The 14,035-nt window shown below is 44.1% G+C and carries 15 protein-coding genes; 13 read left to right on the top strand and 2 right to left on the bottom strand.

All coding sequences use genetic code 11. The features are described 5' to 3' along the window. Positions 1-126 precede the first annotated feature (126 nt). The 4 genes from DDT91_RS00930 (at position 127) to DDT91_RS00915 (ending at position 3,606) form a co-directional block, all read left to right on the top strand. A complete protein-coding gene (locus tag DDT91_RS00930) occupies positions 127-1,092 on the top strand; it encodes a VWA domain-containing protein (RefSeq protein ID WP_187174235.1) in 966 nt (321 codons plus the stop codon). Further along, positions 1,092-1,736 carry a hypothetical protein gene (locus tag DDT91_RS00925; RefSeq protein ID WP_187174234.1) on the top strand — a complete coding sequence of 215 codons (645 nt, stop codon included), beginning with the start codon at positions 1,092-1,094 and terminating at the stop codon, positions 1,734-1,736. The genes DDT91_RS00930 and DDT91_RS00925 overlap by 1 nt, the downstream gene beginning before the upstream one ends. Continuing rightward, a complete protein-coding gene (locus tag DDT91_RS00920; protein ID WP_187174233.1) occupies positions 1,726-2,334 on the top strand; it encodes a hypothetical protein in 609 nt (202 codons plus the stop codon). The genes DDT91_RS00925 and DDT91_RS00920 overlap by 11 nt, the downstream gene beginning before the upstream one ends. A 90-nt stretch (positions 2,335-2,424) precedes the next feature. After that, positions 2,425-3,606, top strand: coding sequence for an acetyl-CoA C-acyltransferase (locus DDT91_RS00915; RefSeq protein ID WP_187174232.1), 1,182 nt, complete (start codon positions 2,425-2,427; stop codon positions 3,604-3,606). Positions 3,607-3,694: 88 nt separating this feature from the next. Here the strand turns inward: DDT91_RS00915 and DDT91_RS00910 are convergent, their stop codons facing one another. Beyond that, positions 3,695-4,714, bottom strand: coding sequence for an FAD:protein FMN transferase (locus tag DDT91_RS00910; protein WP_187174231.1), 1,020 nt, complete (start codon positions 4,712-4,714; stop codon positions 3,695-3,697). Positions 4,715-4,828: 114 nt separating this feature from the next. On the opposite strand from DDT91_RS00910, the gene DDT91_RS00905 reads away from it, so the two are divergent. The 9 genes from DDT91_RS00905 to dprA all read left to right on the top strand — a co-directional run bounded on the left by DDT91_RS00905 (position 4,829) and on the right by dprA (position 13,482). Continuing rightward, positions 4,829-5,956, top strand: a complete 1,128-nt coding sequence (locus DDT91_RS00905) for a toxin-antitoxin system YwqK family antitoxin (protein WP_187174230.1) — start codon at positions 4,829-4,831, stop codon at positions 5,954-5,956. A gap of 58 nt (positions 5,957-6,014) precedes the next feature. Continuing rightward, positions 6,015-6,956: a phosphoribosylaminoimidazolesuccinocarboxamide synthase gene (locus DDT91_RS00900; protein WP_187174229.1), complete on the top strand. Its 942-nt coding sequence runs from the start codon at positions 6,015-6,017 to the stop codon at positions 6,954-6,956. Between the two features lie 16 nt (positions 6,957-6,972). Next, positions 6,973-7,350, top strand: a complete 378-nt coding sequence (locus DDT91_RS00895) for an STAS domain-containing protein (protein ID WP_187174228.1) — start codon at positions 6,973-6,975, stop codon at positions 7,348-7,350. Continuing rightward, positions 7,347-8,279, top strand: a complete 933-nt coding sequence (locus DDT91_RS00890; RefSeq protein ID WP_187174227.1) for a ribonuclease Z — start codon at positions 7,347-7,349, stop codon at positions 8,277-8,279. Before DDT91_RS00895 ends, DDT91_RS00890 begins: the two co-directional genes overlap by 4 nt. Then, positions 8,272-9,063 (top strand): queuosine precursor transporter, encoded by a 792-nt coding sequence (locus tag DDT91_RS00885; RefSeq protein WP_187174226.1) that lies wholly within the window; start codon positions 8,272-8,274, stop codon positions 9,061-9,063. The genes DDT91_RS00890 and DDT91_RS00885 overlap by 8 nt, the downstream gene beginning before the upstream one ends. 243 nt (positions 9,064-9,306) lie before the next feature. After that, positions 9,307-11,115, top strand: a complete 1,809-nt coding sequence (locus DDT91_RS00880) for a DEAD/DEAH box helicase (RefSeq protein WP_187174225.1) — start codon at positions 9,307-9,309, stop codon at positions 11,113-11,115. Positions 11,116-11,194: 79 nt separating this feature from the next. Further along, on the top strand, positions 11,195-11,899 hold the full coding sequence (locus tag DDT91_RS00875) for a 16S rRNA (uracil(1498)-N(3))-methyltransferase (RefSeq protein ID WP_187174224.1): 705 nt from the start codon (positions 11,195-11,197) through the stop codon (positions 11,897-11,899). 130 nt (positions 11,900-12,029) lie between these two features. Next, positions 12,030-12,383 (top strand): MerR family transcriptional regulator, encoded by a 354-nt coding sequence (locus tag DDT91_RS00870; protein WP_187174223.1) that lies wholly within the window; start codon positions 12,030-12,032, stop codon positions 12,381-12,383. Beyond that, the gene (gene dprA, locus DDT91_RS00865; RefSeq protein ID WP_222718569.1) at positions 12,355-13,482 is read left to right on the top strand and encodes a DNA-processing protein DprA; all 1,128 of its coding nucleotides are present in this window, start codon (positions 12,355-12,357) and stop codon (positions 13,480-13,482) included. Before DDT91_RS00870 ends, dprA begins: the two co-directional genes overlap by 29 nt. Before the next feature lies 1 nt (position 13,483). Here the strand turns inward: dprA and DDT91_RS00860 are convergent, their stop codons facing one another. Next, positions 13,484-14,035, bottom strand: a complete 552-nt coding sequence (locus tag DDT91_RS00860; protein WP_187174222.1) for a PepSY-associated TM helix domain-containing protein — start codon at positions 14,033-14,035, stop codon at positions 13,484-13,486.

Raw genomic sequence — 14,035 nt, 5'->3', positions numbered from 1 at the left:
GAGACACAGAAGCCGAACGGCAAAAGGAAATTAATGTTTGTTAATTCTTCTATTTCTTTGGGATGAGAGGAGCCTCTTTGCAGAATTGAGGCTTTCAAAGTTAGGTTTATTTCCTAATTTCAGGCCATGATTTGGGCATACCCTGACCTCAAACTCACCCTTTTGTTTGCCGGGATTTTTATCCTGCTGTACTTCGTTTACATCACTCGCTTTTGGGCCATCAACCGCCGGCTCAAAGTGGAGAAGCAGCGCCTGTTCACCAAGCTGATCGTAAGAACCAGTTATTTTATTCTTTTCCTCATTGCCTTTGCTGGACCTTCGATCGGGAATTCCTTCAAAGAAGTAAAAGAAGAGGGAAAAGACATCTTCATCGCTGTGGACCTTTCCCAGTCAATGGTCGCTACAGACATTGCTCCAAACCGGCTGAGAAGAATTCAATTTGAGCTGAAAGAGTTGCTCAAGTCCTTCCCCTCTGACCGAATCGGATTGATCATTTTCTCCACAGAAGCCTTCTTGCAGCTTCCATTGACCTATGATCAAGCGGTAGCCAACCTTTACATCGACGGACTCAATATCGGTTTGGTACCCAACTTAGGAACTGATCTCAACACTCCTTTAAAAATGGCCTTGGATCGGTTTCAGAATGACCAAAGCCAAGAATTAAAGTCCAGATCAGTAGTCTTAATCTCTGACGGCGAACATTTCGGAGATGATCTGGACGGAATAGCTGAGCAACTGATAGAAAACGGAATTAAGGTATTTTCCATCGGTATCGGTACAGACCAAGGCGGACAGATGCCAAGAGGAAACGGTGTAGTTATTGATCCACAGACAGGAAAACCTGCCCTCACGAAACTCAATCGGGAACCACTTCAATACATCGCCAGTGAAACAGGCGGTCAATACTTTGAAATATCCGATCAAGCACAAGAAATGGGAGGACTCATTTCTGCAATAGAAAACCTGGAAGGTGGTGTAGCCAATACCCGTGTGGTAGAGGCCAGTTCAAACAAGTATTTCTATTTTCTCCTTGCTGCCTTAGGATTGGCACTGTTGGATATGATTTTACCCATCAAAACCATCAAACTCTGATGAGCTGGAGCAAACTGATCCTAGTGACTTTACTTTTTATCCCCTCCTCTTGGACCAGGGTGTCACGATTGAACAATGCGATCAAAACGGCAGAAAAAAGCTATTCAGAGGCTCGCTATGAGGATGCGGTTAGAGATCATCAAGTTCTGATCGATGAGTTTCAGTACGGCTCTTTCGCATTGGATTTTGATCTTGGTCTCAGCAATCACTATGCAGAAAAGACAGAGGAGGCGTTGGCCTTTTATGACCAGGTCACCCAAAGTCCTGATAAAAAACTGGCCTCATTTGCCTATAACCAAGCCGGTGTGATTCTGGGCAATAAGAAAGAGTACCAAGCTGCCTTAAGCAAGTTTCAGTCTGCACTGATCCAAGACCCTCTCAATGAGCAAGCCAGGTACAATTATGAATTACTGGCCCGTTGGCTTAAGAGAGATGAAGAACGAAAGCAACAGGAACAAAACAAGCCCGAGCCTTCAGAATTTGCCAAAAGAAAAAAAGCAGAAGCTGATCGATTGGTGGAACAATTCCGCTTCAAAGATGCTTTGAACCTTATGGAAGAAGCACTTGCTCAGGACTCCACTGTGGCCGCTTACCAAGATTTTATGACCAGCTTAAAAGACGTGGTAGAAATCGATGAAAAATAAACTAATTGGAATCGTAATCGTCTTGGCCTTTCTCTTCACAGAAAAGGTCAGCGCTCAAAGTGCGGGCGACTTCTTCAATCGGGCGGCACGCTCTTATGTCAAAACCGAAAAAGAACAGGCGCTTCGTGAAGTCAACGACGGATTGAGTAAATTCCCCAATGATGCCAAGCTGAAAGCACTAAAGGAAAAACTGGAAAAAGAACAGGAAGAAGAGCAACAGCAAAATCCTCAGGATCAGCAGCAGCAAAACCAGCAAAATCAAAACCAGCAAAGCGAAGGCGAACAGGGAGACTCCAAATCTGAGCAAAAGGACGGAGAGCAAACCAACGAAGACAAAGCTAAAGAAGGCCAAAAAGGGGGAAATCCTTCCCAACAAAGCGAAGAGGCCGGCGAAAATGCGAATGACCAACTAGACGCCAATCTGGCTGACCGCCAAAAGAAATTGGAAGAGATGAGAGAAAGATTGAAGTCCATGAATCTGACTCCTGAACAAGCCTCTCAAATCCTGGAGTCACTCAATGCCGCTGAACTACGATACATTCAGGAAAACAAAAAGAAGCCGACTCAGCGACCTAAAAAAGGATTGCCGGATTGGTAAAAAATTGACCAATGACCGATGCTCGATGTCAGATGAATCATCGGTCACCGGACATCAGACATCAAGCATCAACTAAACCCAAATAGTAACATGAACAAGGAAGTATTTATCGTCTCCGCAGTCAGAACTCCCCTGGGAAGTTTTGGAGGAAAACTCTCCGGAATGACTGCGATAGAACTGGGAAGCATTGCCATCCGTGGCGCATTGGCGAAGTCCGGTGTGAAATCCGATCAAGTCAATGAGGTGTTTATGGGCAATGTGATCTCCGCCAACCTGGGTCAGGCCCCTGCCCGTCAGGCTGCAATCGGAGCGGGAATCGGATACCATGTACCTTGCACCACAGTCAATAAAGTGTGTGCCTCCGGTATGAAAGCCGTGATGCTCGCAGCGCAATCGATCATGCTGGGCATCAATGACGTGGTGGTAGCCGGCGGTATGGAAAGCATGTCCAATGTGCCTTACTATGTGCCAAAGGCAAGATTTGGATACAAATACGGAAACGCCGAACTGATCGATGGATTGGTGAAAGACGGACTTTTTGAAGTGTACTATAAATTCCCAATGGGAAACTGCGCGGAAAATACCGCCAAAGAAATGAACATCACCCGCGAGCAGCAGGATGAGTATGCTATCCAATCCTACAAAAGAGCCGCTGCAGCTTGGGAAGCAGGCATGTTTAAGGATGAAATCGTACCGGTGGAAATGACCGGCCGAAAGGGAGAAACGATCCTGATGGAAGAAGACGAGGAATTCAGAAACGTGATGTTTGACAAAATCCCTTCCTTGAAGCCTGTATTCGACAAAAATGGAACCGTCACTGCCGCCAATGCATCCACCATGAATGACGGCGCTTCGGCTTTGGTCTTGATGAGTAAGGAAAAAATGGAGGAACTTGGGCTGACTCCAGTTGCCAAAATCAGAGGATTTGCAGATGCGGCTACCGATCCGCTTTGGTTCACTACTGCTCCGGCTTTGGCCATTCCAAAGGCCTTGAAACATGCCGGAGTTTCTTCAGACGAGGTTTCCTATTACGAAATCAACGAAGCTTTTGCAGCGGTAGCTATCGCCAATCAGCGTCAGCTTCACTTGGACAATGACCGCCTGAATGTATTTGGAGGAGCTGTTTCATTGGGCCATCCCCTAGGCGCTTCCGGTGCCAGAATCATCACGACGCTCAACTCTGTCCTTCACAAAAAATCCGGTGATATCGGTGTTGCCGGTATCTGCAACGGGGGCGGAGGCGCTTCAGCGATTGTGATTGAGAAGGTTTAATTAAAGCCAAAATTGAGGTCAAAAGACCCTACTTATTAAAAAAAGCCCAAGACTTATCATCTTGGGCTTTTCGATTTGGCTGGAAAACCTATTCAGACTTCTTATTTTCCTTAGTCCTAGGAAAACCCGAGGTAAAGTCCAATTCCAACTTTTCTTTTCCTCCGATCACAAACATGGCTTCCACACCGGGAAGCTTTTCTGCCAAGGCTTTGGCTCGCTCAGATCCCATCGCCATAAAGGCCGTAGCCAAAGCGTCAGCCTCCGTAGCAGACGGAGCCAACACCGAGACCGAAACCATCGAATGATTCACTGGAAACCCGGTAAACGGATCGATCAGATGAGGACGTCTGTTTCCGTCTTCGTCGATGTAAAATTTTCGATAGTTCCCTGAACTGCTGATCGCTCTTCCGTCCAGTTCTACTTTGGTCAGCATAGAGCTACTTACGCCCAATTCTGCCTGCTGAGGATCTTCCACGCCTATAGTCCATACGGTTCCACGAGGGTTCTGACCTTTGGCTTTCATTTCTCCTCCGATTTCCACCATATAATTTTTCACTCCGGCAACTTCCAACACCTCCGCAAGCTTGTCGATGGCATAGCCTTCTCCTATCCCGGTGATATCCAGTTTGACTCCTTCTTCAGCAGCTACATAGCCGGAATCAGAAACAGCGATTTTGGATTCAAAACCCACCAATTTGCGGAGCTCGGCCACTTTCAGGGAGTCCATTTTTTCTCTCTCTTCAAAGGAAAAACCCCATGCTTTCAACAAAGGAAAAAGTGTGGGTTCGTAGAACCCTTCACTCAGACGATGGTACTTCATCGAGGAATCCATCATATCTCTGAAGGTAAAAGAAGGCTGAAGCAACTCACCCGTATTGTTAAAATCAGACACCTCGGATTCTTGGATGTAAGAATTGGATGCCTTATTGATCAGCGCGAAAACCGAATCAAACTGCGGTTGAAAATCTCTTTCAAACTCACCAACCTGAATTCGATAGTAAGTCCCAAAAATCTCCCCCTCATAGGTTTTGAATTCGATCGCTTTTTCCTGAGTGCAGGAAAAAATAAAAATCAGGCTTAACAATAAATAAATAGGCTTAATTGACATAAGATGTGGAATTTGGCAAACCTTGAAAATTAAGATTTGGATATTTTTTGCCCAAAAATAGTCAATTTGACTCCCTTGCTCGTTAATTTTCCAAAATCTTACCAAAGCCTTTTTATGGTATTATTTCTTAGGGTCACCCAACTTCTTAACGAAAAATTCAAATTCCTTACACTGCTGATGCTGTCTGGAATTTTTATATCCGCTTCTTTTTCTCAAGACACTATTCGAACCTATTATGATGAAGAACAAACCCGCATCAAGGAGGTCTTGACCAAAATAAACGGAAAAGCAGAAGGGCCGGTATGGCTGTATGATATCGATGGAAAATTGATCTTGATCGGAAACCTCAAAAATGACAAGCGAAACGGTGCTTTTTATGATTTGGACCCAGAAACGGGTGACACGCTCAGAATCGTCACGTTTAAGGACAATCAGCGGGAAGGGAAAGCCATCAGCTACTTTCCAGGAGGAAAAATCAGTCAGGAATCCTCCTTTGTCAACAATCAACTCGAGGGTGAGGTCATTTCCTATTTCGAAGACGGAAAAATCCAGGACAAAACCACTTTCAAAAGCAATAAACCGGAAGGTGCTTCATTGGCCTTTTTTCCCAATGGAAACCCCAAATCCAAAATCAATTTTCTTGCCGGTCAGTACCATGGAAGTTTTGAGGAATGGGATGAATCTGGCAATCTTTTGTACAAGGCCATTTACAGTAAAGGTGTCCTGAACGGTCCCGAAATCAGCTATTACCCGGATGGGCAACTCAAATCCCAAAGGCAATTTATAATGGGGTCTTTGGATGGTCCTTATGTAAACAACTATCCGGATGGGAAACCGGAGCGAAAAGGAATATTCAAAAAAGGCAGTCCGGAAGGTGAAATGCTCGAATATTTTCCAAGCGGTAGTACCAAAATGAAGGCGGTGTATTCTAAGGGAATTCCTACACAGCCTACCCTGTATTTTCATGAAAATGAAACCCTAAGGCAACGGATCACTTTTGATACCAAAGGCGATAAACTACGGGAAGAAAATTTCTACCCATCTGGCAAGCCTTATTCCATCGTCAACTTTGTCAACGGAGTGGAAGAGGGTGAAGTGAAAATCTATTACGAAAACGGTAACCCTCAGGAAATCAGAAATTACTCCAAAGGAAGGCTCCACGGCAAGCGGGACTATTTCAATGAAAATGGAGAATTAGTCCGCTCAGAAACCTATGAGTTCGGAAATATTATCAATAAATAAAACTTGAGTCTGAGGCTGGGGAAATAGGTTTTTCTATTTTTGCCAAAACGAATTTGAAATGAGCAAGGCCATCAAAGAAACCCACTTTACTTTCCCCGGACAGGTGGGATTTTATAAAGGAAAAGTAAGGGACGTTTATATTTTCGAAGAGGAACTGGTGGTGGTTGCATCAGATAGAATCTCAGCCTTTGATGTTGTTCTTCCCCGTCCGATTCCTTTCAAGGGTCAAGTGCTTAACCAAATCGCGGCAGGTTTTCTGAAAGCCACCGCTGACATCGTACCCAACTGGGTGACGTCCACCCCCGATCCCAATGTCACGATTGGTAAGCGATGTGAACCTTTCAAAGTGGAAATGGTCATCCGCGGCTATCTGGCAGGGCATGCTGCAAGGGAATATAAGGCTGGAAAGCGAGTTCTCTGCGGAGTGGCGATGCCAGAAGGATTGAGAGAAAACGATCCCTTCCCGGAGCCGATCATCACTCCTACCACCAAGGCCGCAGAAGGTCACGACGAAGATATTTCCAGAGAAGACATCCTTGCCAAAGGAATAGTAAGCGAATCAGACTATGTGGTGTTGGAAAAGTACACCAGAGCCTTATTCAAAAAAGGACAGGAAATGGCCCGTGAAAAGGGCTTGATCCTCGTGGATACCAAGTATGAATTTGGAAAATTCGGAGACCAAATCCTTCTGATTGATGAAATCCATACTCCGGACTCCTCCCGATATTTCTATGCAGAAGGCTATGAGGAAAATCAGGAAAAAGGTCTTCCACAGAAACAATTGTCCAAGGAATTTGTGAGACAATGGCTGATCGCTAATGGTTTCCAAGGGAAAGAAGGACAATCTGTACCGGAAATGACCGATGAAATTGTAGATGGTATCTCCGATCGCTATATTGAACTTTTTGAAAACATTATGGGAGAAAAGTTCGTCAAAGCTGAAACATCCGATATCCAATCAAGAATAGAAAAAGCAATTTTGGCTCATCTGGCCAAGTAACCAACTTTAAATGACTATGAAATATACCATTGATAAAAAAGAGCAGTATGTAGTTTTCTCCCCGATGGAAGAAAAAATTGATTCTTTGCTCGCTCCAAAACTGAAGTCAGAGCTCTTGACCATCCATGCCGAAGGATATTCCAACATCGTCTTGGATATGAGTGCTGTAAAATATGTAGACTCCAGCGGATTGAGCGCATTGCTGGTTGGGGATCGTGAATTTGGACGAAACGGCGGGATTTTCTTGATCTCGGGTGTTCAGGAGCATGTCATGAAGCTTTTGAAAATCTCCATGCTGGACAAAAAACTTAACTTGGTGAACAGTCTGGAAGAGGCTGGAGAAGCCATATTTATGCACGAAATCGACGGAGGCGAAGACGAGGAGGAAGCTTGATTCCGGAATTTGAAGTAACAATTCTGGGAAACACCTCTTCCATCCCCGTGCATGGAAGAAATCACACTGCCCAAGTCGTCAGATTTGGGCAGGAGTGTTTATTGCTGGATTGTGGGGAGGCCACACAGATACAGATGCGTAAATTCAAAATCAAATCCTCCAGAATTTCTCACATTTTTATCTCACACCTTCATGGTGATCATTACCTGGGATTGATTGGGGTGCTTTCGAGCTATCATCTTTCCAAGAGAACCCAACCGCTCAAAATTTTTGGTCCTAAAGGACTGGATGAAATCATCACTACCCATTTTCGCTGGAGTAACACACGACTTTCTTATCCTCTTGAATTTGTCCAAACAAATCCCGACGGGCTAAACCTTCTTCTAGATCACCCTAAATTTTCGGTTTATAGTTTTCCTTTGCTTCACAGGATTCCAACCACAGGTTTTTTGATACGGGAAAAAGAAGGACTCAGAAGCTTGATCAAAGAAAAACTTCAGGAAAAGAAAATCCCTTTGGAAGCAATTCACGAGTTGAGATTTGGAAGAAACTATACAGATTCGGACGGTATCACTTACCAAGTAGCAGACTATGCCCATCCCCATCCTCCTTTGAGAAGTTATGCCTTCTGTTCAGACACAATTTTCCATCCTGAAATTTCAAAGTTTATCCTAGGCACGGATTTGTTGTACCATGAATCGACTTTTATGGAGGTGGATTCACAGCGAGCTAAAGATGCCTTTCATTGCACGGCATCACAGGCCGCTGAAATCGCAAAAATGAGCGGTGTAAAAAGACTCCTGTTAGGCCATTTTTCATCCCGATATGTGGACCTAAACGAAATGTTGGCCGAAGCCCAAACAGTTTTCCCCAATTCTGTCTTAAGCGAAGAGGGAAACACCTACCCTATCCTTTCTAGCTATGAATGAAATCCAACACAGTAAAAAAACCAACCTTTTTCTAATTCTGGGTTCCATCTTTTTGACCAATGCCATTTTGGCCGAAATCATCGGGGTTAAGATTTTTTCCGGAGAAAAAACGTTAGGATTCGAACCGGTCAACTGGACATTCTTTGGGGAATATGTGCTTGACTTTAACCTAACAGCCGGAGCAGTAATCTGGCCCATTGTATTCATTACCACAGATATCATCAATGAATATTTTGGAAAAAAAGGAGTCCGAAAGATCAGTTTCATAACGGCAGGACTAATTGCGTACGTATTTCTTATCATCAGTTTGGTTACCGTTTTGGTCCCTGCTGATTTTTGGTTGGATGTCAATTCTACTACTCCTGATGGCTCAAGTTTCAATATCGACTACGCCTTCAATACCATTTTCAGACAGGGTTTGGGCATTATCATTGGCTCTTTGACAGCCTTTTTGCTGGGGCAGTTGATAGACGTATTTGTATTCCAAAAGCTCAGGGCGGTTACCGGCCCAAAAATGATCTGGCTCCGAGCAACAGGCTCCACCCTGGTGTCCCAGTTTATCGATTCTTTTGTGGTGTTGGGGATTGCCTTTTATGTGTTTGGCAATTGGAGCGTGAGTCAGATCATTGCGGTAGGGCTGATCAATTACATTTACAAATTCACCGTAGCAGTCCTTCTTACTCCTGTTTTGTATGTGGGACATAGTTTGATTGACCGTTATTTAGGTAAAGAACTTGCCGAAAAAATGGCAAAGGAGGCTTCGGCTGATCGGTCGTTTTTATGATAGTTTGGAGATTAAAACAGAAAATTTAAATGATTCAAAAAATGAAAACCAAATATTTTTCGCTTTAAACCCCTGATTTTTACAGAATATTCTAAAAACTTTTGAAGAGGGTTTGCTTTTCGGAATTTTTAATTCTACTTTTGCATCGTCAATTTTGACGTAGCTATTTTTCGAGCCGTGAATCCTTACTGTCGCTTGTCTGGGATTTAGGAGTACATGGCAAGAAAAAGTAAGGAAACATTCATGGAAAACACAATTAAATTCTCAGACCTGGGGATTTCTGAAGAAATCTTGCGGGCCGTGGAAGAGATGGGTTACACTCAACCTTCCCCCATTCAATCACAAGCCATTCCTTTCGTACTTGAAGGACGCGATGTCATCGGTCAGGCGCAAACCGGCACCGGAAAGACTGCAGCTTTTGCCATTCCAATCATCGATCTGGTAGATCCTGAATTCAACAGACCTCAGGCCATCATCCTTTGTCCTACCCGTGAACTCGCGGTGCAGGTAGAAGGAGAAATCCAGAAATTGGCTAAGTATCACAAAAAAATCAGTTCTGTGGCCATCTATGGTGGCGAATCTATCGACAAGCAGATTCGCACCCTGAAGAAAGGCGTTCAGATCGTAGTAGGTACTCCGGGCCGTGTGCAAGATCACATGGATCGTGGCACACTAAGGCTGGAAGATGCCGGTATCATTGTCCTTGACGAAGCAGATGAAATGTTGGACATGGGCTTCAGAGATGATATCGAAGCGATCCTACAGGAAATGCCTGAAGAAAGACAGACTGTCTTCTTCTCTGCTACGATGGCTAAGCCAATCATGGACTTGACCAGAAAGTATCAGACCAACCCTGAAATCATTAAAGTCGCTAAAAACGAACTTACCGTTTCCAAAATCGAGCAGGTTTACTACGAAGTAAAGCCTTCCCTGAAAATGGAATTGATGGTTCGTTTGATGAATATCAATAACTATGCACTTAGCGTTGTCTTCTGTAACACCAAGCGAATGACCGACGAGGTGACTGAAGCATTGGGTGCTAGAGGAATTTTGGCTGAAGCGCTTCACGGAGACCTTTCTCAGGCACAGCGTGACAAGGTCATGGGCAAGTTTAGAAAAGGACTTTGCACCGTATTGGTAGCGACAGACGTGGCTGCCAGAGGTATCGACGTGGACAATGTAGAAGCTGTGTTCAACTTCGACATTCCATTGGACGAAGAATATTACGTACACCGAATCGGTAGAACCGGCCGCGCCGGCAAATCCGGAACAGCCATCACGTTTATCACCGGACGTAGAGAATCGATGAAATTGAGAGACTTGGAGCGTTATACCAAGGCTACCATCAATAAAATGACTCCTCCTTCAGTCACTGAACTGGTTGAGTTGAAAAAAGCTCAATTGGTGAAGGACGTTTATCGCGTTCTCAGCAAAGAAGACGACAATCAAATCTTCGAAGCTACTATTCAGCAAATGATCTCTGAAGGCTTGACTGCGGAGCAAATTTCCCTTGGCCTGATGAAAATGGTCATGGGCGATGCCGTGAAGGAATTGAAAGATCAAGATTTTGGTTTGGAAAATTCCTACGCTGACAGAAGAAGAGAAGGCGGACGTGATGGAGGTCGTGAAGGTAGATTTGGAGACCGAAGAGAAGGTGGAAGATCCGATCGATTTGGACGTGGTGAAGGTAGAGGAGATCGTTTTGAAAGAGGCCCTAGAAGTGGTGGAGACCGTTTCGAAAGAGGAAGCCGTTTCGGTGATAGAAAAGAAGGCGGAAGAGACTTCGCTCCAAGAACCGAGCGTACTCGTGATGCCAACATGACTCGTCTATTCCTCAATTTGGGAAATAAAGACAGAATCCGTCCGAATGATATTGTAGGTGCAATCGCCGGAGAAACAGGCGTACCAGGCAAAAGCATCGGCGGCATCGACATATTTGACAACTTCTCTTTCGTGGATGTGCCTCAGAAAGATGCTGAGCACGTAATCCGAGTGATGAAAAACAACACCATCAAAGGAAAGACCGTCAACATGGAAATTTCTAAAGGTTAATTTGGTTATAGGTTAATTTGGTTTAAAGGCACATTTCTGATAGGAATGTGCTTTTTTTGTGTCCACATTCAATCAGGTTATGCAGCTTTTTTTTCAAGACCAGGTTACCGAACCCATTTCCACGCTCACGGAAGAAGAATCCAAGCATTTGATCCGTGTGCTTCGCAAAAAGCAGGGAGATGCCATCACACTGACTGATGGAAAAGGGATGGTCTACGAATCGGTGATTTTGGATGCAAACCCCAAAAAGGCAAGCCTTAAAATTCTAAATAAAACCGAAGCAGAAGAAGATAACTTTTATATCCATTTAGCCATTGCACCTACCAAAAACCCGGATCGTATGGAATGGATGGTAGAAAAAATCACTGAAATCGGATTTCATGAATTGACCTTGATCGAAACCATGAACTCAGAGCGCTCCTATCTCAAAACGGACCGCCTCCAGAAAAAAATCATCTCAGCCTGCAAACAAAGCATCAAGTTTAGAACCCCAGTTCTCAACACCATCACAAAATTCGATGATTTAATCAAATCAAACGAATTCAATGATTTTCAGAAATTTATCGCCTATGTTGATGAGCATCACAGGCACCATTTGATGGACTTGGCAAGACCGGGAAGCAACTACCTGATTTTAATAGGTCCCGAAGGAGACTTTGATCCTAAGGAAATTCAACGAGCCTTTGATGCTGGCTTTCAGGCAGTTTCTTTGGGCAAAAGCAGACTCAGAACAGAGACGGCAGGACTCTCAGCAGTACAGATGCTCCAAAGCATCAACCGATAAATTCACCGTTTTTTTATGTGCTTTGCTTCAAGTGAAGCTTGAACTGATGTACGATTTTCCTATTTTAGTTCGTTTTTAGTATTTACCGGAATCCAGGTGCTTTGTCAACCTATTAAAAATCAATCCTGCTGTGCCTTACAAAGAGCGAGAAATTGAGAAGAAATATTATTCCATCGGAGAAGTGGCTGATATGTTTAAAGTAGCTGCCTCCCTGATTCGCTATTGGGAGGGAGAATTTGATATTATCCGGCCTAAAAAGGACAAAAAAGGAAACCGTCGCTACACCAAAGACGATATCCAAAAAATAAGGTATGTCTATCACCTGGTAAAAGAAAAGGGCTATACGCTTCAGGGTGCTCAGGAAGTGATTGCTTCTGGAAAGCAGCAAGGTTTTGACAAAGTGGCAGCCGTACAGAAACTTCAGGAAATCAAGGACTTTTTAATCAATCTGAAGCATGAACTTAATTCTAGATCCGGATCATGAGCAACTCCGATATCATGTTGCATTAGCGCTTGCACCCAAGGTTGGGCCTACACTTTTTAAAGCCATCGTCGCTTATAGTGGTTCCCCCCAGCACTTTTTCAAGCTTACCAAAGGAAAAGCTTCCAAAATACCCCGAGTGGGCGAAAAACTTCTTGAACTTCAAAAACAAGAATTTTCACTGTTAAAAACTGCGGACGAGGTAATCGAAACCTGCAACAAAAAAGGGTTCCAGATTCACATCTCCTCTTCTTCGCAGTTTCCTCAGCGGCTAAAATCCATCGAAGATGCGCCAGTAATTCTTTTCACACAAGGAAAAGGTGATCTGAACTTTGACCGGAGTATCGGCATCGTAGGGACAAGGAATGCTACGAGTTATGGCAAAACCATTACCAAGAAAATCGTAGAAGACCTCCTTCCTTATCAGCCGGTCATCATCTCAGGATTGGCCTATGGTATCGATATCGAGGCGCACAGGGCTGCTCTCCAAGCAGGCCTCCCCACCATAGCAATTATGGGTTCCCCATTGGATTACATTTATCCTGCTGCCCATAGAAAGACAGCCGAACAACTACAAGAAACCGGACTGCTTATGTCAGAGTATGCACCGGGAAGTAAGATGGTTCCCGGTAATTTCCCCGCCCGAAATCGAATTATTGCGGGGCTTTCGGATGCATTGATTGTGGTGGAAGCCGCAGAAAAAGGAGGCGCTTTGATCACCGCTGAGATTGCCTACAGTTATGATAAAGAAGTTTTTGCTGTGCCAGGAAATTTACAATCCACTTTTTCGGAAGGATGCAATCAGCTGATCAAAAAGATGAAAGCTTCTATCTACACTGGTCCTGGAGACATCGCAGAGGCATTATTTTGGTCTAAGCCTGGAGAGGAAAAGGTGAGCAAACCCACCTTGGATTTGTCAGGAAGAGATGAAGAGGAAAAAGCCATTCTTTGCCATCTGCAGGAAAAAGGTGAATCCGAAATTGATCTTATCTCTTACGCGACGGAAATTCCAATTGGAATCCTTTCCTCCAAACTCCTTTCTTTGGAATTTGAAGGAATCGTCAAATCTCTTCCCGGGAAAAAATTTAAGCTTTTGGTTTAGCCTATTTCCCCTTCAACTTTCTGACCACCTTGGGATAATACCAGAGGTAAAACCCGCTGATTGCCAAAAAGATCAAACCAATAGAAACTAGGGTAGAATAAGTCAACTTGGCCCCTTCGTCTCCGGAGGTATAATAGTCAATTATACTGCCATCATGAACTTTCTCAATCCAGTCAGAATGTCGCGTACCGACAGAAAGGACTTCTCCTGAAAAACCATCCACCTGTACTTCGGTAAAATGGGTTTTAAAGGTCACTTTGGCGGTTCCTTTGTCAGGGCGAATATCAATTCGGTCCACCTCCGGATCTTTTCCAAGCTTTTTCATCTCCTCCTCCCCGATACGGACCATTTCAGAAGGCAAAATCCAAGTTCCGTTTTCAACTTTTGATTCTAAGGTAGGAGGCAAAAGTTCTGCCTTCTTTTTCCAAGCCAGCAAAATGGAAGTAATCCCGATCAATAAGAAAAATACAATCAATGGAATCCCCAGCCATTTGTGGATGCTGCGCAACCATCGAAGTGCCTTGACTTTACTTTGAACCTTAATATCAGACAT

Source organism: Algoriphagus sp. AK58 (genome assembly GCF_014324365.1).
Taxonomy (GTDB): domain Bacteria; phylum Bacteroidota; class Bacteroidia; order Cytophagales; family Cyclobacteriaceae; genus Algoriphagus.
The sequence above is the reverse complement of the archived record's forward strand: the minus strand, read 5'-3'. Positions and strand labels throughout refer to the sequence as shown.